Raw genomic sequence first — 19,571 nt, forward strand, 5'->3', positions numbered from 1 at the left:
ACAAGTGCCAACAATTCAGCAGTTGGTTCGCAAGGGACGCAGCCCAAAGGTCACCAAGACCAAGGCTCCAGCCCTAAAGGCTAACCCGCAGCAGCGCGGTGTATGCACCCGTGTGTACACCACCACCCCAAAGAAGCCGAACTCTGCGCTTCGCAAGGTGGCACGCGTCAAGCTGTCAAACGGTACCGAGGTAACCGCGTACATTCCGGGCGAAGGTCACAACCTTCAGGAGCACTCGATGGTGCTTATCCGTGGTGGCCGCGTGAAGGACCTACCCGGTGTTCGTTACAAGATCATTCGTGGTGCCCTGGACACTCAGGCAGTGAAAGACCGTAAGCAGGCTCGTAGTCTCTACGGCGCAAAGAAGGGTAAGTAATGCCTCGTAAAGGCCCAGTAGCTAAGCGCCCAGTCGCTATGGATCCGGTTTACGGTTCCCCAGTTGTGTCGCAATTAGTAAACAAGATTTTGCTTGACGGTAAGAAGTCAATTGCAGAAAAAATCGTTTACGGTGCCCTAGAAGGCACCAACGTCAAGACCGGCGACGACCCAGTGGTCCTCCTAAAGAAGGCTCTGGACAACGTCCGCCCAACAGTCGAGGTACGTTCTCGCCGTGTTGGTGGCTCGACTTATCAGGTGCCAATCGAGGTTAAGAGCCACCGTGCTAATACCTTGGCTATGCGTTGGTTGGTTCAGTTTGCGAAGCAACGTCGCGAAAAGACCATGACCGAGCGTCTGATGAATGAAATTCTTGATGCTTCTAACGGCCTTGGTGCCGCTGTGAAGCGTCGCGAGGATACTCACAAGATGGCTGAGGCCAACAAGGCCTTCGCTCACTACCGCTGGTAAAAACCAAATACTGGCATCGAGGGTCTTGATCCTCGGTGGCACAAGCATCAAACCCCTAGTCAATAAATTTCTTCGGAGGCAACCGTGGCACAAGACGTGCTCACTGACCTGAACAAGGTTCGTAACATCGGCATCATGGCGCACATTGACGCCGGTAAGACAACCGCGACTGAGCGAATCCTGTTCTACACAGGCATCACTCACAAGATCGGTGAAACTCACGATGGTGCATCTCAGATGGACTGGATGGAGCAAGAGCAAGAGCGTGGAATCACTATCACCTCTGCTGCGACAACCTGTTTCTGGAAAGACAACCAGATCAACATCATCGACACCCCCGGTCACGTCGACTTCACCGTTGAGGTGGAGCGTTCGTTGCGTGTCCTAGACGGTGCCGTTGCTGTTTTCGACGGTAAGGAAGGCGTGGAGCCTCAGTCCGAGACCGTTTGGCGTCAGGCTGACAAGTACAACGTTCCACGTATTTGTTTTGTGAACAAGATGGACAAGTTGGGTGCTGATTTCTACTTCACCGTGAAAACCATTATTGATCGACTAGGTGCCAAGCCATTAGTAATTCAGCTTCCAATCGGAGCCGAAAATGAGTTCGAAGGTGTTATCGACCTAGTTGAGATGCGCGCGCTAACCTGGCGTGGAGACGTCGAAATGGGCACGAAGTATGAAATCGAACCGATTCCAGAGAACATGCAGGCCAAGGCCGATGAGTACCGGGCTCAGCTAATCGAGGCCGTTGCCGACACTTCTGACGAGCTAATGGAGAAATACTTCAACGGCACAGAGATGACTGTTGCGGAAATCAAAGAGGCAATTCGTAAGCTGACTGTCAACAGCGCTGCTTACCCGATTCTTTGCGGTTCCGCCTTCAAGAACAAGGGTGTTCAGCCAATGCTGGATGCTGTCTTGGATTACCTTCCATCCCCACTTGATGTTGCAAGCGTCGAGGGTGGAGATCCTCGCGACGAGGAAAAGCGAATCACTCGTAAGCCTGACGTCAATGAGCCTTTTGCGGCCCTTGCGTTCAAGGTTGTTACGCACCCATTCTTTGGTCGTTTGACCTACATCCGGGTTTACTCTGGAAAAGCTAACGCTGGCGACGCTGTTGCGAACTCTACAAAGGGACGCAAAGAGCGCATCGGAAAAGTTTTCCAGATGCACGCCAACAAGGAAATTCCTATCAGCGGTGTCACCGCTGGCCACATCTATGCAGCCATTGGCCTGAAGGACACCACAACCGGTGATACCTTGTGCGATTTGGACAACCAGATTGTGTTGGAGTCGATGACCTTCCCGGAGCCAGTTATCTCCGTGGCCATTGAGCCAAAGACGAAGTCAGACCAGGAAAAGCTTGGAATCGCTATTCAGAAGCTTGCTGAAGAAGACCCAACATTCCGAGTTGTGAACGACATCGATACTGGCCAGACGATTATTTCCGGAATGGGCGAGCTTCACTTGGACATTCTGGTTGACCGCATGCGCCGTGAGTTTGGGGTTGAAGCCAACGTGGGTAAGCCGCAGGTTGCCTACCGCGAGACAATCCGTCGCACGGTGCTAAAGCACGACTACACACACAAGAAGCAGACCGGTGGTTCGGGTCAGTTCGCGAAGGTGCAGATCAAGCTTGAGCCTCTAGTTGTTGAGGGCGACACCATTTATGAATTCGTAGACGCCGTAACCGGTGGTCGCGTTCCACGCGAGTACATTCCGTCGGTTGATGCCGGCATGAAGGACGCAATGCAGTCCGGTGTGCTAGCGGGGTACCCAGTCGTTGGAGTGAAGGCCACCTTGCTAGATGGTGCTTACCACGATGTTGACTCGTCAGAAATGGCGTTTAAGCTTGCCGGATCGATGGTCTTTAAAGAGGCCGCTCGATTGGCAGACCCAGTTCTACTCGAGCCGTTGATGGCAGTCGAAGTTCGTACCCCAGAGGAATATATGGGAGACGTAATCGGAGACCTAAACTCACGACGCGGGCAGATCCAATCGATGGAAGAAGCGACAGGTGTGAAAGTTATTCGCGCCCTAGTGCCACTTTCGGAGATGTTTGGTTACGTTGGTGACCTTCGTTCGAAGACCTCTGGTCGAGCCGTCTACTCAATGACGTTCGAGAATTACGCAGAGGTTCCGAAGGCAGTTGCTGACGAAATCGTACAGAAGGCCAAGGGCGAGTAGTAAAAACTACTTAAACTTGACTAAGATAGAAATTCTGTAAAACCCAATCAGAGTCGGCCCACCGGTCGATGATTTACTACGGATCCATCAGGAGGACCCAAAATGGCTAAGGCGAAATTCGAGCGCACAAAGCCGCACGTCAACATCGGAACCATTGGTCACGTTGACCACGGTAAGACCACTCTGACTGCGGCAATTACAAAAGTACTGCACGACAAGTTCCCTGATCAGAACACAAGCTATGCGTTCGATCAGATCGACAACTCCCCAGAGGAGAAGCAGCGCGGTATTACTATCAACATCTCACACGTTGAGTACCAGACCGACGTGCGTCACTACGCTCACGTAGACGCACCGGGTCACGCTGACTACATCAAGAACATGATTACCGGAGCTGCCCAGATGGACGGCGCAATCTTGGTTGTTGCTGCAACTGATGGACCAATGCCTCAGACCAAGGAGCACGTGCTTCTTGCTCGTCAGGTTGGAGTTCCTTACATCGTTGTTGCCCTAAACAAGTCCGACATGGTCGACGACTCTGAAATTCTTGAGCTTGTAGAGGTTGAAGTTCGCGAACTTCTTTCCAAGTACGAGTTCCCAGGCGACGACGCCCCAGTTGTCCAGGTTTCAGCTCTCAAGGCACTTGAGGGTGACCCAGTTTGGGCCGAGAAGGTTTACGAGCTAATCAAGGCTTGTGACGCACACATTCCAGAGCCAAAGCGCGACATTGACAAGGCATTCCTAATGCCTGTCGAGGACGTGTTCACTATCACTGGTCGTGGAACCGTTATCACCGGTAAGGTCGAGCGCGGAACTGTAAACGTAAACGACGAAGTCGAAATCGTTGGTATCCGCGACAAGCAGAAGACCACAGTTACCGGAATCGAAATGTTCCGCAAGCTACTTGACTACGCGGAGGCCGGCGAAAACGTTGGACTTCTATTGCGTGGTACCAAGCGCGAGGATGTAGAGCGAGGCCAGGTTGTCTGTAAGCCAGGTTCGATCACTCCTCACACCAACTTTGACGCCAACGTCTACATCCTTGCTAAGGATGAGGGTGGCCGTCACAACCCGTTCTACGCGAACTATCGTCCGCAGTTCTACTTCCGTACCACTGACGTAACTGGTGTTATCACCTTGCCAGCTGGTACCGAAATGGTTATGCCTGGCGACACCACCGAGATGGGCGTGGAGCTAATCCAGCCAATCGCGATGGAAGAGGGACTACGTTTCGCGATCCGTGAGGGTGGCCGCACAGTAGGTGCCGGTACCGTTACAAAGGTCACCAAGTAACATAAGAAACTCTTACAAAACCCCTCGGGAAACCGGGGGGTTTTGTGCTTAACGAGATCGGAAAGTGCTTAGGCTTGTCGGATGCGCATAGAACCTCGCCGAGTGAAGCTCACCACGCGCACCAGCATTGAAATCAGCAGGACAATTCCGCACGCAAGGCTCAAGACCATCGGGGCCTGGTGCTTCATAGATCACTTTGGTCCAACCGAGCAAACCAAACCAATGGTCGTTGCTGCTCACCCACACTCTGGATTGCAGACAGTAACCTGGCTGTTTGAGGGACATATCGAGCACCGCGACAGCGTCGGCTCAGTTCAGCTGATTACACCGGGTCAGGTGAACTTGATGACCGCAGGCAAGGGTATTTCTCACAGCGAGTTGTCTATGGAGGGCGCAAAATGGTTTCACGGAGTTCAGCTCTGGGTTGCTCTTCCGAAGCAGTCCTTAGACATAGATCCATTCTTTGAACACATTGAGCAACTGCCCCGTCTTGAGATGCAGGGCCTTAGGGCAACAGTCTTAGTTGGCGAGTTCATGGGCCATGCCGCCATGGCAAAAACATTTTCTCCATTGTTGGGCGTCGAGCTAGTGCTTGAACCAGGCACGCACAAGATTCCCGTGGATGCGGGAATGGAGCATGGGTTGATGTTGGTAGCGGGGGAAGTGGTTGTCGCCGGTCAAGGGATGGAGACCTCATCGCTTCACTACTTCGAAGTTGGCGAGTCTGAGCTCGAGGTTATTGTTTCAAAAGCCGCCACGATGATGCTTTTGGGCGGAGAGCCGTTGCAAGAGAAAATTTTGATGTGGTGGAACTTTATTGGGCGCACACATGAGGACATTGCAACGGCCCGATCGCAGTGGAACAAGCGAGAGGCTAGGTTCGGGTCATTTGAGGACAATGTGGGCGGCTGGATACCGGCACCTGATCTGCCAAACATCAACCTGAAACCTAGATAGATCAACCGAAAGTCAGTTTTACCTCACTAAACATCTCCGCATTGGGTTTCGGCAATTCTTTAGGCGATTTAACTTGCACCGACCCCCTGAACTGTGGCAAGATTGACGAGTTCGTGAGTATTCGCGCCTTGTGCGTGAACCACTGCCGGATTTGTGCACAGGAAACTGGGCCTTCCGCAGCTAAGAGCCAAAAAAACTTATCTGAGATCTTCTCCTGGGTTTATCGCGAGTTTTATCGTGAGAACAGAGATTGACTTTCTTGGACAGAGCCCTAGTGATAGGGCGTTGACATAAAAACAGTGCATCAGCATCACGGCAGCAATGAAGTTTGCGTTCTCGCAGATGAATTGGCTGTAAAACTCTGTGACCGATAGGTCACCTAGATACGGAAGGCAGTCATCATGGCGGCTAACAAGATCCGCATTCGACTCAAGTCGTATGACCACGAGGTCATCGACGCGTCGGCGAGCAAAATCGTCGACACAGTCATACGCGCCGGAGCCAAGGTAGTTGGTCCAGTACCACTTCCTACCGAGAAAAACATTGTGACGGTTATCCAATCGCCTCACAAGTACAAGGACAGCCGTGAGCACTTTGAGATGCGTACCCACAAGCGTCTCATTGACATCATCGACCCGACTCCTAAAGCGGTCGATTCGCTGATGCGCCTGGACCTCCCAGCAGATGTCAACATCGAGATCAAGCTCTAAGGATTGCGAAATGACTGTAAATACTAGAACCGTAAAGGGACTGCTGGGCAAGAAGCTTGGCATGACGCAGGGCTGGGACGCGGACAACAAGCTTGTTCCGATCACGGTCGTTGAGGCTGGCGAGAACGTCATCACTCAAATCAAGAATTTAGAAATAGACGGCTACGCAGCAATTCAGCTTGCGTACGGCGCAATCGAACCTCGCAAAGTAGATAAGCCTACGACTGGCCACTTCGCCAAGGCCGGTTCAACTCCTCGTCGCTTCCTAGCCGAGATCCGAACAGCTGACACTGACACCTACACCGTCGGCCAGTCCATCGGCGTTGACATCTTTGAAGTTGGTTCGAAGCTGGACGTTGTTGGAACCAGCAAAGGTAAAGGTTTTGCCGGTGTTATGAAGCGTCACGGCTTCTCCGGTATCCACGCCAGCCACGGTGCGCACAAGAATCACCGTAAGCCTGGTTCCGTTGGAGCCGGTACTACTCCATCCCGAGTTCTTAAGGGCAAGAAGATGCCTGGTCGTATGGGAACAGATCGAGTAACCACATTGAACCTCACTCTCCACGGCGTTGACCTTGAAAAGGGTTTGCTGTTGATAAAGGGTGCAGTACCAGGTCCTAAGGGCCAGTTGGTATTCGTTCGTAACGCAGTAAAGGAGACTGACTAATGCCTACAGTTGACCTAATTGACGTAAAGGGTAAGAAGTCCGGTTCTGTGGACCTTCCTGGATCAATATTTGATGTTCAGACCAATGTTCCACTGATTCACCAGGTAGTTGTTGCCCAGCTTGCAGCCGCTCGCCAGGGAACACAGTCGACACTTCGTCGTGGCGAGGTCTCTGGTTCTGGACGTAAGCCGTTCAAGCAGAAGGGAACCGGTCGCGCCCGTCAGGGATCGATCCGTATGCCTCAGCACCGCGGTGGTGGAATTATTCACGGTCCAAAGCCTCGTGACTACTCACAGCGCACCCCTAAAAAGATGATTGCCGCAGCCCTTCGTGGAGCGCTTTCAGACCGCGCAAGAAATGGTCGCATTCACGTTATTGACCAGTTTGCGATTGGCGATGCTCCTTCGACCAAGGCAGCCGCTAGCTTCCTAGCTCAAGTTGCAACCTCAAGAAACATCTTGGTTGTTTTGAGTCGTGAGGACGAGCTTTCCTACAAGTCACTTCGAAACTTGCCGTCCGTTCACGTTATTCCAGCTGATCAGCTGAATGCGTATGACGTCCTGCACGCCGAGGACCTCGTTTTCACTGCAGCCGCAATGGCATCGTTCGTTGAATCCGCCGTTGTTGTTTCAGATGTTATCGAGGAGGCATAAACATGACCGACATCAAGAAAAACCCGCGCGACATAATCATTAAGCCGATCATTTCGGAGAAGTCTTATGCGCTAATTGATGAGGGTAAGTACACCTTCGAGGTCGACACTCGCTCTAACAAGACCGAGATCAAGCAGGCCATTGAGGAAATCTTTAGTGTGAAGGTTGACTCAATCAACACACTAAACCGCGTGGGCAAGACCCGCAAAACTCGCTTCGGCATGGGTAAGCGCAAGGACACCAAGCGCGCCATTGTCTCCTTGAAGTCGGGTTCCATCGACATCTTTACCTACATCGGTTAAGGGGAAAACTCATGGGCATTCGTAAATACAAGCCAACGACCCCTGGTCGCCGTGGCTCATCAGTTGCAGACTTTGCTGAGCTGACTCGTTCCACTCCGGAGAAGTCGCTTTTGCGACCTCTTCCTAAGACTGGTGGACGTAACTCAAACGGTCGCATAACCACTCGCCACATCGGTGGTGGACACAAGCGTCAGTACCGCGTTATCGACTTCCGTCGTCATGACAAAGACGGTGTACCGGCCAAGGTTGCTCACATTGAGTATGACCCGAACCGCACCGCTCGCATTGCGTTGTTGCACTACATCGATGGCACCAAGCGTTACATCATTGCTCCTAACAAGCTAAACCAGGGCGATGCCATCGAGCAGGGCGCACAGGCCGACATCAAGCCGGGCAACAACTTGCCTCTCAAAAACATCCCAGTGGGAACTGTTATCCACGCTATCGAGCTAAAGCCAGGCGGAGGAGCCAAGATGGCTCGTTCAGCGGGTGCTTCGGTTCGATTGGTTGCCAAGGAAGGCGACAACGCTCAGCTGCGATTGCCATCCGGTGAAATCCGCAACGTTGATTCACGCTGCCGGGCAACCATTGGTGAGGTCGGCAACGCCGAGCAGTCAAACATCAACTGGGGTAAGGCAGGACGTAAGCGCTGGAAGGGTGTTCGCCCAACAGTTCGTGGCGTTGCCATGAACCCAGTGGATCACCCACACGGTGGTGGTGAGGGTAAGACTTCCGGTGGACGTCACCCAGTTACACCTTGGGGCCAAAAAGAGGGCCGCACACGTAAGCCAAACCTTCCATCAGACAAGCAAATCGTTCGTCGTCGTTACGCCGGCAAGAAGTAGGAGATCTTTAGATGCCAAGAAGTTTGAAGAAGGGCCCCTTCGTAGACGAGCACCTAATGAAAAAGGTGCGAGTTCAGAACGAGGCTTCCAGCAAGAACGTAATCAAGACTTGGTCACGTCGCTCAATGATTGTTCCAGCAATGCTGGGACACACCATTGCCGTCCACGATGGCCGCAAGCACATTCCAGTTTTCGTAACCGAGAACATGGTTGGGCACAAGCTTGGAGAATTTGCACCTACCCGAACCTTCCGTGGTCACGTGAAGGACGACAAGAAGGGTCGCCGCGGCTAAGCCGGGGCGCCTAGGAAAAGAAGGAATAACGATGGAAGCGATCGCCAAGCTGCGTAACATCCGCGTGACCCCAATGAAGGCCAGACGTGTAGTCAACCTGATTCGTGGCAAGCAAGCCACCGAGGCATTGGGTATTTTGAAGTTTGCTCCACAATCAGCATCTGAGCCGATCTACAAGTTAGTCGCCTCAGCAGTCGCCAACGCCCAAGTAAAGGGCGAGGCCGCCGGCGCAATTGTGGATGTTGATGACCTAATCATCTCCAAGGCTTTTGTCGACGAGGGAGTGACCCTGAAAAGGTTCCGTCCTCGTGCCCAGGGCCGAGCATTCCGAATCAACAAGCGCACCAGCCACATCACAGTGGTTGTATCTACTCCAGACGAGTTTGCAAAGGCAGGTAAGTAGTCATGGGTCAAAAAGTCAATCCCTACGGCTTCCGCCTGGGAATCACCACCGAGCACCGCTCACGCTGGTTCGCGGACTCCACCAAGAAGGGTCAGCGCTACGCCGACTACGTGGTCGAGGACGTCAAGATCCGTGCATACCTTCAGGACAAGCTGGATCGTGCCGGCATCAGCCGCATCGAGCTAGAGCGCACCCGTGACCGAGTCCGCGTTGACATCTTCGCAGCTCGTCCAGGTTTGGTAATCGGCCGTCGTGGCGCAGAGGCAGAAACTCTTCGCACCGAGCTTGAGAAGCTAACTAGCAAGCAGGTTTTGCTAAACATCCTCGAGGTTAAGAACCCAGAATCTGACGCACAGCTTGTCGCGCAGGGCGTCGCAGAGCAACTAGCTGCTCGTGTTGCCTTCCGTCGTGCAATGCGTAAGGGAATTCAAGGAGCACTCCGTTCCGGTGCCAAGGGCATCAGAATTCAGTGCTCTGGCCGCTTGGGCGGGGCAGAAATGTCTCGTAGTGAGTTCTACCGCGAAGGTCGAGTACCACTACACACTCTTCGTTCTAACATCGACTATGGCTTCTACGAGGCCAAGACCACATTCGGTCGAATCGGTGTAAAGGTCTGGATCTACAAGGGCGACATGACCGCACGTGAGCTTGCTGCACAGCAAGCTACTCAGCGTGGTCCGCGCCAGGGTGCACCTGGTGCTGGCCGTCGTGGCCCTCGTCAGGGTGACGCTGCTCCGCTAGCAGCAGGAAGTGAAGCCAAATAATGCTGATTCCTAGAAAAGTTAAGCACCGTAAGCAGCACAGCCCGAAACGTCGCGGCCATGCAACAGGTGGAACTAAGGTCTCGTTCGGTGAATGGGGTATTCAGGCGACAACGTCTGCATACCTAACCAACCGTCAGATTGAGGCAGCGCGTATTGCTATGACTCGCCACATCAAGCGTGGTGGAAAAGTCTGGATCAACGTGTTCCCTGATCGCTCCCTAACCAAGAAGCCAGCTGAAACCCGAATGGGTTCCGGTAAGGGTTCTCCTGAGTGGTGGGTAGTAAACGTGAAGCCCGGCCGCGTGCTCTTTGAGCTGAGCGGCGTAACAGACGAAATTGCCAAAGAGGCTCTAACCCGTGCGATCCACAAGCTCCCGCTGAAGGCTCGCATCATCAAGCGTGAAGAAGGTGACGCATAATGATTGGTTCAAAAAACCTATCCCCACAGGATCTCGACAAGATCGAATCTTCGGTTCTGGTAGAAGAGCTTCGTAAGGCCAAGGAAGAGCTATTCAACCTGCGCTTCCAGTCGGCTACCGGCCAGCTAGATGCCCATGGTCGAGTAAGAGCGGTTAAGCGCGATGTTTCCCGCATTTACACAATCATGCGTGAGCGTGAGCTGGGTATTCGTGCGGTTCCGGTTCCAGCACCTGCAAAGGCTGCTACCAAGAAGAAGCCAGCCGTTGAAGAGGCTGCAGCCAAGACAGAGGAGGCATAAAAATGGCAGAAGAAACCAAGCCAGCAGCGAAAGCTGCAGCTAAGCCAGCCACCAAAGCTGCTGCAAAGCCTGCTGCGAAAGCAGCAGTAAAGCCAGCGGCTAGTGCGGCTCCTAAGGCGTCTAAGCCAAAGAAAGCTAAGACCCCGAAGGTAGTAAAGGAAGTGACCCGCGGCTACCGCAAGTCACGTCAAGGCTACGTAGTTTCGGACAAGATGGATAAGACCATCGTTGTCTTGCTAGAAGACCGCAAGAAGCACCCGCTTTACGGCAAGGTGCTTCGCGTGTCCAAGAAGGTCAAGGCACACGACGAAACAAACAGCGCCGGCATTGGTGACCTCGTGGTAATTGACGAGACTCGCCCGATTTCGGCAACAAAGAACTGGCGCCTAGTCGAGATCCTCGAAAAGGCTAAGTAACACACCCCGCGAATAACGGTCGGAATCGTTATTCACTAAGCAAGGAGAAAAAAAGTGCTACAGCAAGAATCCAGGGTCAAGGTGGCCGATAACTCGGGCGCCAAGGAGCTCCTGACAATTCGCGTACTGGGTGGTTCCACCCGTCGTTACGCGGGTATTGGTGACACTATCGTCGCCTCAGTCAAGGACGCCATCCCAGGCGGAAACGTCAAAAAAGGTGAAGTCGTAAGAGCGGTTATCGTTCGCACCGTCAAGGAAACTAGGCGTGCAGATGGTTCTTATGTGAAGTTCGACGAGAACGCGGCGGTCATCATCAAAGCTGACGGCGAACCTCGTGGAACCCGTATTTTTGGGCCAATTGGTCGCGAGCTTCGTGAAAAGCGTTTTATGAAGATCATCTCGCTAGCACCGGAGGTTGTGTAAATTATGGCAAAAATTAAAAAAGGCGATCTCGTTGAGGTCATCACTGGAGGCAAGCAAGAGCGCGGTGGTTACCGCGGCAAGCAGGGCCTAGTTCTGAAGGTCATCAAGGAGACCAATAAGGTCATCGTTGAGGGTGTAAACATGGTCAAGAAGCACAACCGCATCGGTCAGTCCGAGCGTGGTGGCAAGACCGGTGGAATCGAATCTCAGGAAGCTCCGATTCACATCTCAAACGTGGCTTTGGTAGACCCAAGCACCAAGAAGCCTTCCAAGGTTGGCTTCAAGATAACCACTTCAAAAGAGGGTGTCACCACTAAGGTTCGCATCGCTAAGAAGAGTGGAAAGGAGTTCTAATGGCAACCGGATATAAAAAAGCAGGCGCCGAGACCACTCCTCGTCTAAAACTTCAGTACCGCACCGAGATCGTGAAGACTCTGACCGAAGAGTTCTCCTTCACCAACCCAATGCAGGTTCCTGGTCTGACCAAGATCGTTGTGAACATGGGTGTTGGTCAAGCTGCCAGAGACGGCAAGCTGATTGAGGGAGCGATTCGCGACCTAATTGCGATTACTGGGCAGAAGCCTCAGGTCAACATTGCAAAGAAGTCAATCGCGCAGTTCAAGCTTCGTGAGGGTCAGCCAATTGGCGCCCACGTTACTTTGCGTGGCGACCGCATGTGGGAGTTCCTAGACCGCTTGCTTTCACTTTCACTTCCTCGTATTCGCGACTTCCGTGGACTTTCGCCAAAGCAGTTCGATGGCAACGGAAACTACACATTTGGTCTAGCCGAGCAGTCAATGTTCCACGAAATAGACATCGACAAGATTGACCACGTCCGCGGTATGGACATCACAGTTGTAACGACAGCAAAATCTGACGACGAGGGTCGCGCGCTTCTCAAGGCGCTCGGTTTCCCGTTCCAGGCCTAAAAACACGATTGAGGTAGGTCCCTGTGCTTGTAAAGCACTTGGAAACCGCTTCGAGAAAGCAGACACATTATGACAATGACAGATCCGGTAGCAGACTTTCTGACCCGGCTGCGCAATGCGAACATGGCACACCACGAATCACTGAACGTTCCTTTTTCCAAACTAAAAGGAACAATCGCTGAGATCTTGAAGTCAGAGGGATACATTGCTTCTTACACGGTTGAGGATGCAAAGGTCGGTAAGACCATGCACATCACCATGAAGTACGGCCCAAATCGCGAGACCAGCATCGTTGGTATCAAGCGTGTATCCAAGCCAGGACTTCGCGTTTACGCAAAGTCCACCGAGCTACCCAAGGTGCTTGGCGGCTTGGGAGTTGCAATCCTGTCCACCTCTAGCGGTCTTCTAACTGACCGCCAGGCTTCAAAGAAGGGAGTGGGTGGGGAAGTCCTCGCCTACGTCTGGTAAGCAATAATGTCGAGAATTGGAAAACTACCCATTCCACTGCCAGCAGGCGTGACCGTTGAAATCAACGGTCAGGATGTTGCAGTCAAGGGCCCAAAGGGTGAGCTAAAGCTCACCGTTTCTAAACCAATCACTGTTTCACAAGAAGATGGCAGCGTTATTGTTGCTCGTCCAGATGACGAGGCAGTTTCTAAGTCACTTCACGGACTAACTCGTTCGCTAATTGCTAACAATGTTCACGGCGTTTCTGAGGGCTTCACCAAAGCACTCGAGATCGTTGGAACTGGTTATCGCGCGGCGCTCAAGGGTACGACCGTGGAAATGTCTCTTGGCTTCAGCCACCCAGTGCTTGTAACTCCTCCGGAGGGCATCACGTTGGTAGTCGAAGGAAACACCAAGATCATCGTGTCGGGAATCGACAAGCAGGCTGTCGGAGAGATGGCAGCTAACATTCGCAAGCTTCGTAAGCCTGAGCCTTATAAGGGCAAGGGAGTTCGTTACGAAGGCGAGCGAGTCCGTCGCAAGGCTGGAAAGGCTGGTAAGTAATCATGGCTCTAGGAATTAGAGGCAAGTCAAAGTCAGCCGCTCGTGGCCGTCGTCACGTTCGCCTGCGCAAGAAGATCGAGGGCACTGCAATGCGTCCTCGTCTAGTTGTCACGCGCTCAGCGCGTCACCTGTTCGTCCAGCTGGTTGATGACGGCGTGGGTCAGACCCTCGCCTCGGCATCGACAATGGAAGCGGACATGCGCGTAGTAGCCGGAACCAAGACCGACAAGGCCACAATGGTAGGCAAGCTAATTGCTGAGCGTGCCAAGAAGGCCGGCGTCTCCGAAGTGGTCTTTGACCGCGGTGGTAACCGCTATGCAGGCCGCGTCGCAGCTGTTGCTGCTGCGGCTCGCGAGGAAGGACTAGTGCTTTGAGCGAAGAAAAGAAGGAAGTGCCAGTGGCTGAAGCTACCGCAACTACCGAAACTCCAGCAGCTACCGATGCCGCAGTAATCACTGAGGCACCAATAACTACTGTCGACCCGAACGAGCGCGAGCAGCGTCGTGGTTCACGTGATCGTGGACCAAAGAACGACCGTCGTGAGCGCGAAGAGCCTAAGAGCCAGTTCTTGGAGCGTGTTGTGACAATCAACCGTGTTTCCAAGGTGGTCAAGGGTGGTCGTCGTTTCTCCTTCACCGCACTTGTCGTGGTCGGAGATGGCGATGGAACCGTTGGTGTTGGTTACGGTAAGGCCAAAGAAGTTCCAGCTGCAATTGCCAAGGGTGTCGAGGATGCGAAGAAGAACTTCTTCCGCGTTCCACGTGCTGGCTCAACAATTCCTCACCCTGTCCAGGGCGAGGCTGCAGCCGGTGTTGTTCTACTGCGTCCAGCGTCTGAAGGTACCGGTGTTATTGCCGGTGGTCCAGTTCGTGCCGTTTTGGAGTGCGCAGGAGTCCACGACGTACTTTCAAAGTCGCTCGGATCTTCCAACACACTAAACATTGTGCATGCAACCGTCCAGGCGTTGCGTCAGCTAGAGGAACCAGCCGCCGTGGCAGCACGACGTGGCAAGACTCTTGCCGAGGTAGCTCCAGCACGTCTGTTGCCAGCAAAGACTGACAAGACTGAAAAGACTGAAAAGGCTGGTGTCTAATGGCTGCTCGTCTCAAAGTGACCCAATTGAAAAGTTCAAACGGTGGAAAGCAAAACCAGCGCGATTCACTTCGCACCCTGGGACTGAAGCGCATCGGTGACATCGTGGTACGCGAGGACACTAAGTCCAATCGCGGCCTCGTAAACACAGTTGCCCACCTCGTTAAAGTTGAGGAGATCGACTAAATGGCTGAAGAGAAGAAGCCAGCCGCTGCAAAGCCAGCCGCTGCAAAGCCAGCTACCAAGGCTGCTGCAAAGCCAGCAACTAAGGCTGCCGCACCGAAAGCTGCCGCGCCAAAGGCTGCTGCAAAGCCAGCAACTAAGGCTGCCGCACCGAAGGCAGATGCTGCTGCAAAGCCAGCTGTTGAAAAGGCTCCGGTTGTCGCTGCTGCAAAGCCAGCGGTAGCCAAGTCGAAGAAGAAGCCAGCTGAAAAGATTGAGAAGTCTCAGATCTTGCGTCTTCACCACCTTCGCCCTGCAAAGGGTGCCAAGAAGGACAAGACTCGTAAGGGTCTTGGTGAGGGTTCAAAGGGTAAGACTGCAGGTAGAGGTACCAAGGGTACCGGTGCTCGCACAACTACTCGTCTGGGCTTTGAAGGTGGTGGCGTGAACCTAGTTATGCGCACACCGAAGCTACGCGGATTCAAGAATCCATTCCGCGTGGAATACCAGGTTGTAAACCTCGAGAAGCTAACTGAGCTTTATCCAAAGGGTGGAGCTGTGACAATTTCAGATCTAGTGGCCAAGGGCGCTGTTCGTAAGAACAAGCCAGTCAAGGTTCTGGGCAACGGCGACCTCTCGGTTAAGCTAGAAATTAGTGTTGACAAGGTTTCCGAGTCAGCAAAGACCAAGATTGAAGCTGCCGGCGGCAGCGTCAACGCCTAATCATCTAGGGGAGTAGGTTCACTTTTGTTTAGTGCAATAGCTCGCGCATTCCGTACTCCGGATCTGCGTAACAAGCTGGCGTTTACGCTCGGCATGATTGCAATCTTCCGATTGGGCTCGTTCATTCCAGCCCCGAACGTTGATTATTCGAATGTTCAGCAATGTCTCGCACAGAGCCAGTCGACTTCTGGGCTCTATGAACTAGTGAACCTGTTTTCCGGTGGAGCGCTCTTGCAGCTTTCCATCTTTGCCCTGGGAATCATGCCGTACATTACGGCTTCGATTATTACCCAGTTGCTCCGAGTTGTAATTCCTCGCTTTGAGACCCTTCACAAAGAAGGGCCTTCTGGCCAGGCAAAACTTACGCAGTACACCCGTTACCTAACAATCGCTCTTGGACTACTCCAGGCAACCACTTTGGTTACTGTTGCCAGACAGGGCGCACTGTTCGGAGCCGATTGTACTCTTCCGATTCTGGTTGACACCGGGCCGCTTTCCATCACATTGATGGTGATGACAATGACAGCCGGAACCGGTTTGATTATGTGGATCGGTGAGCTCATCACCGAGCGCGGCGTTGGAAACGGCATGTCGCTTTTGATCTTCACCTCAATCGCTTCAACCTTCCCATCCAGCTTGCTTCAGATTCTGCAGACCAGAAGCATCGAGATCTTCGTCATGGTTATGGCGGTCGGATTTATCGTGGTGGGACTAGTTGTTCTTGTGGAGCAATCGCAACGACGGATTCCTGTCCAATATGCAAAGCGCATGGTTGGCCGCAAGGCCTACGGTGGTCAGGCAACCTACATTCCAGTGAAGGTAAACACCGCTGGAGTTATCCCGGTTATCTTCGCCTCTTCAATGCTTTATTTGCCGGCACTATTGGCTCAGTTCAACCAGCCGGATGCAACAACCGGTCAGGTCTCTCCTTGGGTTCGTTTTATCTCCACTTATCTAACCTCTGGAGACAACCCGCTGTACATGGCAATGTACTTCTTGCTGATCGTCGGGTTCACCTATTTCTACGTTGCTATTACCTTGAACCCAGAGGAAATTAGCGACAATATGAAGCGCTACGGCGGATTCATACCTGGTATTCGGGCTGGTCGTCCGACCACTGAGTACTTGCAGTATGTGATCAGCCGCATCACTTTCCCGGGCGCTATCTACCTCGGTTTGATCGCGCTAATTCCGTTGGTTGCATTCACTGCTATTGGAACCAATCAAAACTTCCCATTCGGAGGAACATCGATCTTGATCATCGTTGGTGTTGGTCTGGACACTGTGAAGCAAATCAGTGCTCAGATGCAGCAACGAAACTACGAGGGCCTCCTCAAGTGATCGGCATCCTTTTGATCGGCCCCCCGGGTGCCGGCAAGGGGACTCAGGCGGCGCTCCTTGCAATTCGTTACTCGATACCTGCAATCTCAACGGGTGACATTTTTCGTAAAAACGTGGCGGATGAGACTCCTCTTGGCGTTGAGGCTAAGGGTTACATGGATCGTGGCGAATACGTGCCTGACTCTCTGACCAACGCGTTGGTGAAAGATCGATTGTCCCAGTCGGATGTTCTAAATGGCTTTTTGCTAGACGGTTATCCAAGAACCCTCGATCAGGTTGAAAAACTAGACGAGTTTTTGGCCCAGAGCGGGACGAAACTGGATGTAGTCGTTCAGCTAACGGCCGACAGGGAAGAACTGGTTTCCAGGCTTGCGAACAGAGCTGAACAGCAGGGTCGCACCGATGATACCCCTGAGGTTATTCGTAAACGCCAGACAATTTACGAGCAACAAACTGCACCCCTGATTGATGTCTACGCATCGCGTTCGCTAGTTGCAAAGGTGGATGGGCTTGGCGAGGTAAATGTCGTCACTGCTCGAATTTCCGAGGTCTTGAATGCCCGCGGCCTAAGTGAAGATGCGTAAAAGTTACGAGCTAAAAACGCCGGACCAGATTCTTAAAATGCGAGCGGCAGGCCTGCTCACTGCCAAGGCCCTTGCGAGCGTCAAGGCCGCCATTAGGCCAGGCGTGACCACCCTTGAACTTGATGAAATAGCGGAAAAAACTATTCGCGCCGGCGGGGGAGTTCCAAACTTTCAGCTGGTGCCTGGATATTCGCACACCGTATGCGCGTCTGTAAATTCGACCGTGGTCCACGGAATACCGTCCAATCTTGTTTTGGAAGCCGGTGATTTGGTTTCAATTGACTGCGGGGCCGAAATTGACGGCTGGAATGGCGACAGTGCCTTTTCGATGGTGGTGCCGGGTGCAACCGGTGAGCGGGCTCTAAGGCGCCAGCAACTCTCGGATGTGTGTGAGGGTTCTCTCTGGGCCGGGATAGCTGCCCTGGCCACTGCAAAGAAGCTAAATGAAGTCGGAGTCGCGGTTCAGGATTACGTCCTTGGCGAGGGGTCCTACGGGATATTAGAGCAGTACGTCGGCCACGGTATCGGGCGATCGATGCATGAAGATCCGGCTGTATTCAATTATCGAGTCCGTGATGCTGGACCCAAGGTGCAGTCTGGGCTTTGCGTCGCGATCGAACCGATGATTACTTCCGGTGACCAAAACACCTTTGTTCTCGATGATGACTGGGGTGTAGCCACAACCGATAATTCGGACGGGGCTCATTGGGAGCACTCCGTTGCGGTTCATGACGGTGGTATTTGGGTTCTGACAGCAGTCGATGGTGGTGCCGAGGGTCTAAAGCCCTTTGGGATTACCCCCGTCTCTCTGGATTAGCCACTAGCTTTCGTGGCGAAAACCCCTTAGAATTACGACTTGGCGTTTCTGCGTGAAAACCTTTGCGATTTTTGGATAGTTTTTGCGCGTTCGTAACGCTAAACCAGTAGTGATTAAGTGAGTGCATGGCCAACAAAGATGGCGTTATCGAGATCGAGGGATCGGTCGTTGAAGCCCTACCCAACGCAATGTTCCGGGTGGAGCTAACCAACGCCCACCTGGTTTTAGCCCACATCTCGGGAAAGATGCGTCAGCACTATATCCGCATTCTCCCCGGAGACCGCGTGATAGTTGAGCTGTCGACATACGATCTGACTCGCGGCCGCATAATTTACCGCTACAAGTAGAAAGAAAAAGCATGAAGGTTAATCCAAGCGTCAAGAAAATCTGCGATAAGTGCAAGGTCATTCGTCGTCACGGAAACGTGATGGTTATTTGCGAGAACCCTCGTCACAAGCAGCGCCAGGGCTAACAAGCCCCAGCTAAAAACTAAATAGTAAAAGCCAGCACCAAGCGAAAGCTAACCCTCGGTTTGAAGGCCGGGGCTCAACTTGCCAAGTTGAGATGGAGCTGTCCCAGACCTTCAAAAAAACGAAAGACAAATAATGGCACGTATCTCCGGAGTGGACATCCCTCGCGATAAGCGAGTGTTGATTTCCCTTACCTACATCTATGGCATTGGCCCAACTCGTTCACGCGAGATTCTGACGGCCACCAACATCTCAGAAGACATAAGAGTTAAAGACTTGACCGATGATCAGTTGATCGCACTTCGCGACAACATTGATCAGAACTTCAAGGTTGAGGGTGACCTTCGCCGTGAAGTTGCAGCAGACATTCGCCGCAAGGTTGAGATCGGCTCATACGAAGGAATTCGTCACCGTAAGGGCCTTCCGGTCCGCGGACAGCGCACCAAGACCAACGCAAGAACACGCAAGGGTCCAAAGCGCACCGTAGCAGGCAAGAAGAAGGCAGCCCGCTAGTCGCGGCTCAAGGATCTAGGAGAAAATCACATGGCAGCCCCTAAAGCATCCGCGGCAGCACGTAAGCCTCGTCGCAAGGACAAGAAAAATATTCCAGTAGGTCAGGCGCACATCCGCTCGACCTTCAACAACACCATCATCACCATCACCGACCTAACCGGAGCAGTTATCTCTTGGTCGTCTTCTGGAGATGTTGGCTTCAAGGGTTCACGTAAGTCAACCCCTTTTGCAGCCCAAATGGCAGCTGAATCGGCCGCCCGCAAGGCGCAAGAACACGGCATCCGCAAGGTTGATGTTTTCGTGAAGGGCCCCGGCTCTGGACGAGAGACAGCAATTCGTTCGCTGCAGGCCGCCGGCTTGGAGGTTGGCTCAATTAGTGATGTGACCCCACAGGCTCACAACGGTTGCCGCCCGCCAAAGCGTCGCCGCGTATAACTAAAAAAATCTAACGC

Annotated in this window: 32 protein-coding genes; all 32 read left to right on the forward strand. The window is 53.0% G+C overall.

Features of this window, described 5'->3' with window-relative positions:
* The first annotated feature begins 4 nt into the window (after positions 1–4).
* On the forward strand, positions 5–376 hold the full coding sequence (gene rpsL / locus ABXT50_RS00800) for a 30S ribosomal protein S12 (protein WP_007540759.1): 372 nt from the start codon (positions 5–7) through the stop codon (positions 374–376).
* Positions 376–846: a 30S ribosomal protein S7 gene (rpsG, locus tag ABXT50_RS00805; RefSeq protein WP_040324824.1), complete on the forward strand. Its 471-nt coding sequence runs from the start codon at positions 376–378 to the stop codon at positions 844–846. The genes rpsL and rpsG overlap by 1 nt, the downstream gene beginning before the upstream one ends.
* A gap of 84 nt (positions 847–930) precedes the next feature.
* Positions 931–3,033, forward strand: coding sequence for an elongation factor G (fusA, locus tag ABXT50_RS00810; protein ID WP_415274298.1), 2,103 nt, complete (start codon positions 931–933; stop codon positions 3,031–3,033).
* Between the two features lie 102 nt (positions 3,034–3,135).
* Complete coding sequence (gene tuf / locus ABXT50_RS00815) at positions 3,136–4,326, forward strand: elongation factor Tu (protein ID WP_415274299.1); 1,191 nt, start codon at positions 3,136–3,138, stop codon at positions 4,324–4,326.
* 81 nt (positions 4,327–4,407) lie between these two features.
* Complete coding sequence (locus ABXT50_RS00820) at positions 4,408–5,283, forward strand: pirin family protein (protein ID WP_415274300.1); 876 nt, start codon at positions 4,408–4,410, stop codon at positions 5,281–5,283.
* 401 nt (positions 5,284–5,684) lie between these two features.
* The gene (gene rpsJ, locus ABXT50_RS00825) at positions 5,685–5,993 is read left to right on the forward strand and encodes a 30S ribosomal protein S10 (RefSeq protein WP_007540769.1); all 309 of its coding nucleotides are present in this window, start codon (positions 5,685–5,687) and stop codon (positions 5,991–5,993) included.
* 10 nt (positions 5,994–6,003) lie between these two features.
* Positions 6,004–6,660, forward strand: coding sequence for a 50S ribosomal protein L3 (gene rplC / locus ABXT50_RS00830; RefSeq protein WP_415274301.1), 657 nt, complete (start codon positions 6,004–6,006; stop codon positions 6,658–6,660).
* Positions 6,660–7,313, forward strand: a complete 654-nt coding sequence (gene rplD, locus ABXT50_RS00835) for a 50S ribosomal protein L4 (RefSeq protein WP_415274302.1) — start codon at positions 6,660–6,662, stop codon at positions 7,311–7,313. Before rplC ends, rplD begins: the two co-directional genes overlap by 1 nt.
* Positions 7,314–7,315: 2 nt before the next feature.
* Positions 7,316–7,615 (forward strand): 50S ribosomal protein L23, encoded by a 300-nt coding sequence (rplW, locus tag ABXT50_RS00840; RefSeq protein ID WP_007540777.1) that lies wholly within the window; start codon positions 7,316–7,318, stop codon positions 7,613–7,615.
* Between the two features lie 11 nt (positions 7,616–7,626).
* Complete coding sequence (gene rplB, locus ABXT50_RS00845) at positions 7,627–8,460, forward strand: 50S ribosomal protein L2 (RefSeq protein ID WP_007540778.1); 834 nt, start codon at positions 7,627–7,629, stop codon at positions 8,458–8,460.
* Between the two features lie 11 nt (positions 8,461–8,471).
* Entirely contained in the window at positions 8,472–8,753 is a 282-nt protein-coding gene (gene rpsS, locus ABXT50_RS00850; RefSeq protein ID WP_007540779.1) for a 30S ribosomal protein S19, read from the forward strand.
* Positions 8,754–8,784: 31 nt separating this feature from the next.
* Positions 8,785–9,156 (forward strand): 50S ribosomal protein L22, encoded by a 372-nt coding sequence (rplV, locus tag ABXT50_RS00855; protein ID WP_415274303.1) that lies wholly within the window; start codon positions 8,785–8,787, stop codon positions 9,154–9,156.
* A 2-nt stretch (positions 9,157–9,158) separates the two neighbouring features.
* Positions 9,159–9,920 (forward strand): 30S ribosomal protein S3, encoded by a 762-nt coding sequence (gene rpsC, locus ABXT50_RS00860; protein WP_415274304.1) that lies wholly within the window; start codon positions 9,159–9,161, stop codon positions 9,918–9,920.
* Positions 9,920–10,339, forward strand: coding sequence for a 50S ribosomal protein L16 (gene rplP, locus ABXT50_RS00865; RefSeq protein WP_415274305.1), 420 nt, complete (start codon positions 9,920–9,922; stop codon positions 10,337–10,339). The genes rpsC and rplP overlap by 1 nt, the downstream gene beginning before the upstream one ends.
* Positions 10,336–10,638 carry a 50S ribosomal protein L29 gene (gene rpmC, locus ABXT50_RS00870; protein ID WP_040324826.1) on the forward strand — a complete coding sequence of 101 codons (303 nt, stop codon included), beginning with the start codon at positions 10,336–10,338 and terminating at the stop codon, positions 10,636–10,638. Before rplP ends, rpmC begins: the two co-directional genes overlap by 4 nt.
* Before the next feature lie 161 nt (positions 10,639–10,799).
* A complete protein-coding gene (gene rpsQ, locus ABXT50_RS00875; protein ID WP_415274782.1) occupies positions 10,800–11,054 on the forward strand; it encodes a 30S ribosomal protein S17 in 255 nt (84 codons plus the stop codon).
* A 54-nt stretch (positions 11,055–11,108) separates the two neighbouring features.
* Entirely contained in the window at positions 11,109–11,477 is a 369-nt protein-coding gene (gene rplN, locus ABXT50_RS00880) for a 50S ribosomal protein L14 (RefSeq protein ID WP_007540785.1), read from the forward strand.
* A gap of 3 nt (positions 11,478–11,480) precedes the next feature.
* On the forward strand, positions 11,481–11,831 hold the full coding sequence (rplX, locus tag ABXT50_RS00885) for a 50S ribosomal protein L24 (RefSeq protein WP_415274306.1): 351 nt from the start codon (positions 11,481–11,483) through the stop codon (positions 11,829–11,831).
* Complete coding sequence (rplE, locus tag ABXT50_RS00890) at positions 11,831–12,406, forward strand: 50S ribosomal protein L5 (RefSeq protein ID WP_415274307.1); 576 nt, start codon at positions 11,831–11,833, stop codon at positions 12,404–12,406. Before rplX ends, rplE begins: the two co-directional genes overlap by 1 nt.
* A 69-nt stretch (positions 12,407–12,475) precedes the next feature.
* Positions 12,476–12,874 (forward strand): 30S ribosomal protein S8, encoded by a 399-nt coding sequence (gene rpsH / locus ABXT50_RS00895; RefSeq protein ID WP_040324827.1) that lies wholly within the window; start codon positions 12,476–12,478, stop codon positions 12,872–12,874.
* 6 nt (positions 12,875–12,880) lie between these two features.
* Positions 12,881–13,417: a 50S ribosomal protein L6 gene (rplF, locus tag ABXT50_RS00900; protein ID WP_415274308.1), complete on the forward strand. Its 537-nt coding sequence runs from the start codon at positions 12,881–12,883 to the stop codon at positions 13,415–13,417.
* 2 nt (positions 13,418–13,419) lie between these two features.
* Entirely contained in the window at positions 13,420–13,791 is a 372-nt protein-coding gene (gene rplR, locus ABXT50_RS00905; protein WP_415274309.1) for a 50S ribosomal protein L18, read from the forward strand.
* Positions 13,788–14,510 carry a 30S ribosomal protein S5 gene (gene rpsE / locus ABXT50_RS00910; RefSeq protein WP_415274310.1) on the forward strand — a complete coding sequence of 241 codons (723 nt, stop codon included), beginning with the start codon at positions 13,788–13,790 and terminating at the stop codon, positions 14,508–14,510. Before rplR ends, rpsE begins: the two co-directional genes overlap by 4 nt.
* Positions 14,510–14,695 (forward strand): 50S ribosomal protein L30, encoded by a 186-nt coding sequence (rpmD, locus tag ABXT50_RS00915; protein WP_007540792.1) that lies wholly within the window; start codon positions 14,510–14,512, stop codon positions 14,693–14,695. The genes rpsE and rpmD overlap by 1 nt, the downstream gene beginning before the upstream one ends.
* A complete protein-coding gene (gene rplO, locus ABXT50_RS00920) occupies positions 14,696–15,394 on the forward strand; it encodes a 50S ribosomal protein L15 (protein ID WP_415274311.1) in 699 nt (232 codons plus the stop codon).
* 24 nt (positions 15,395–15,418) lie between these two features.
* On the forward strand, positions 15,419–16,735 hold the full coding sequence (gene secY, locus ABXT50_RS00925; RefSeq protein ID WP_415274312.1) for a preprotein translocase subunit SecY: 1,317 nt from the start codon (positions 15,419–15,421) through the stop codon (positions 16,733–16,735).
* The gene (locus tag ABXT50_RS00930) at positions 16,732–17,319 is read left to right on the forward strand and encodes an adenylate kinase (RefSeq protein WP_415274313.1); all 588 of its coding nucleotides are present in this window, start codon (positions 16,732–16,734) and stop codon (positions 17,317–17,319) included. The genes secY and ABXT50_RS00930 overlap by 4 nt, the downstream gene beginning before the upstream one ends.
* Entirely contained in the window at positions 17,312–18,136 is an 825-nt protein-coding gene (gene map, locus ABXT50_RS00935) for a type I methionyl aminopeptidase (RefSeq protein WP_415274314.1), read from the forward strand. Before ABXT50_RS00930 ends, map begins: the two co-directional genes overlap by 8 nt.
* A 125-nt stretch (positions 18,137–18,261) precedes the next feature.
* Positions 18,262–18,483: a translation initiation factor IF-1 gene (infA, locus tag ABXT50_RS00940; RefSeq protein ID WP_007540806.1), complete on the forward strand. Its 222-nt coding sequence runs from the start codon at positions 18,262–18,264 to the stop codon at positions 18,481–18,483.
* Positions 18,484–18,494: 11 nt separating this feature from the next.
* Positions 18,495–18,608 carry a 50S ribosomal protein L36 gene (rpmJ, locus tag ABXT50_RS00945; protein WP_007540807.1) on the forward strand — a complete coding sequence of 38 codons (114 nt, stop codon included), beginning with the start codon at positions 18,495–18,497 and terminating at the stop codon, positions 18,606–18,608.
* A gap of 133 nt (positions 18,609–18,741) precedes the next feature.
* Complete coding sequence (rpsM, locus tag ABXT50_RS00950) at positions 18,742–19,119, forward strand: 30S ribosomal protein S13 (protein ID WP_415274315.1); 378 nt, start codon at positions 18,742–18,744, stop codon at positions 19,117–19,119.
* A 30-nt stretch (positions 19,120–19,149) separates the two neighbouring features.
* Positions 19,150–19,554 (forward strand): 30S ribosomal protein S11, encoded by a 405-nt coding sequence (gene rpsK / locus ABXT50_RS00955; protein ID WP_007540811.1) that lies wholly within the window; start codon positions 19,150–19,152, stop codon positions 19,552–19,554.
* Positions 19,555–19,571: the final 17 nt, after the last annotated feature.

Origin of the sequence: Aquiluna sp. Uisw_065, assembly GCF_047731275.1 — a bacterium.
GTDB lineage: Bacteria > Actinomycetota > Actinomycetes > Actinomycetales > Microbacteriaceae > Aquiluna.